2 protein-coding genes are annotated in these 1,869 nt (G+C 40.9%); both read left to right on the top strand.

Going from position 1 to position 1,869, the window contains the following annotated elements; all coding sequences use genetic code 11:
- The first annotated feature begins 357 nt into the window (after positions 1-357).
- Positions 358-936, top strand: coding sequence for a hypothetical protein (locus JCM25143_RS14970; RefSeq protein ID WP_025861816.1), 579 nt, complete (start codon positions 358-360; stop codon positions 934-936).
- Between the two features lie 8 nt (positions 937-944).
- Positions 945-1,869: Kiwa anti-phage protein KwaB-like domain-containing protein (locus tag JCM25143_RS14965; protein WP_148300161.1), on the top strand; the 925-nt coding region annotated here is incomplete at its 3' end.

Below are 1,869 nucleotides of genomic sequence, written 5' to 3'. Positions count from 1 at the left end.
CGTAAAACAAAAGAAAAAGTAGTTACGCTTACCAGACTTCGTCAAGAAAGGGTTCCATCAAAAGAACGTAAGCTTAACCCTGACGGAGATTATCAAGCCAAGGTTCTGAATTTATCTCGTGGAGAAAAAGCCGGGAAATGATGAAAATGAAAACCCCATTCGGAGTAAACAATGCCTAGGGAGTTTTTTCTTCAATGGCTGAAACGAAAAACCGAAGATCTTACCAAATCGAACAGCCACAACGGGTCGATAAATGAGAAGATTTCGTTAATTTGGGTATCCTTATTTTGGGAAAATAAATATTCTGGAGCGATGGGTGCGTCCTTATAGGATAATTCCATATAAAGGGAGGGCGATATGCAATTCCGGCTCTTAACGGCAATTATGGTATTTCTAGGATCTTACCTGCCGTTGGCGGTGATTCTTTTCTCCCAAAATATCGACTATAAAGCGTTGGTTCATGGATTCTGCTGGCCCCTCAAAACGGGAACTTGTTCGATCCCTGTGAATGACGCGAAATATTCGATTGGTTTTCTTATAATTACAATGATATGCTTTGGGATAACCATTATTTCTCTTTTAATAATTCGGCCAACCCAGGACATCACTGTTTGTGAAGCAGAATATGTTCCGACAGATCTCATGAACTACACACTTCCTTATGTGGTGTCATTCATGGGAGTCGATTACAATGAAACAAATAAATTTGTAGGTTTCTGTGTATTTTTGGGTTGGATGTTCTGGCTTACACATAAATCTGGACAGATTTTTCTTAACCCTCTTCTCATCGCTCTCGGCTGGAGACTTTACGACGTTACGTATTCATTTGCTGGAAGCCATACCCAACATAAAGGACGTGCATTGGTGAAAGGATATCTAGAGCCTGGTATCTACAAGCAATGGCCCGTCCAAGACATCCAAATTATTAAACCTTAGGATTTATCATGAATATTCCAGAATATTTGAGTAATTTTGACGTTAGCAATGCAGGCTTAACGGTCTGGCTTTTCAAGAAGTCCGGAGGCGCAGGTGGAGCAGCTCCCACTTATAACGGGCACTGGATAGCTACAAATGACGATCTCAATACCGCTTTGAAGGAAGCGATCATCGAAGCTAGAAGCAGTATAAAAGAAGTGCATGATTATGGCCTTCTTGCTCAGAACAACGAATCTAGCGCTCTTCTTATCGACACTGACGAAACCCACGCCAGCTTGATCGTCAATCAATCTGCAAACGCACTACCTCAAAAGAAAGTCAAAAAAGAGTCTCATATTACAAATACTTATTTTTTTGTTGTACGACTGACCGATGGGGAAAATGTACTTCACGCCGTAAGAAGAACAGATTCTTCATGGCGGACGAAACGCCGAAAGGAGGTAATTGATATAGTATTCAGAGAAAATGCATTAGCTTTGGATCAATCACCTTCCTTCTCCCTATCGAAGCACGTAGATTTTTTTATCGCTGCCGATAAAATCATTATTCCACACAAAGCAAATTTTGAATCTGTTCTACATTATCGGCAAGCTCATGCAGAGGAATTTAACGAGCTCCAAGCAGAAACAGATTTCTCGCAAATCTTTTCATCCTTGGATGCGTTAACAGATTTTGTAGGTAACAATAAAATTCAGCTCCGCCGTATGTGTTCAATACGTCAAAAAGGTCATTACAAAGATCCTGCTTTTATGAGCAGATTAAAGCAGCAGCATCTGACGTATGGTTTGACTTTAACGTTTAATGCTGCTGGACAGATCGTCCCTACACCTGAAACATGCCGTGATATCATAACCGCGCTTTTAGACCATCGTCTCGCGTCTGCATTTTCAGAGAATATTTACGACGTTCCTAATGCAACAGAGATCCCCTACG

It is taken from the genome of Acetobacter papayae JCM 25143 (genome assembly GCF_000613285.1).
GTDB classification, from domain to species: domain Bacteria; phylum Pseudomonadota; class Alphaproteobacteria; order Acetobacterales; family Acetobacteraceae; genus Acetobacter; species Acetobacter papayae.
Note: the sequence above shows the minus strand (reverse complement) of the source record. Positions and strands in the feature narration are given on the sequence as shown.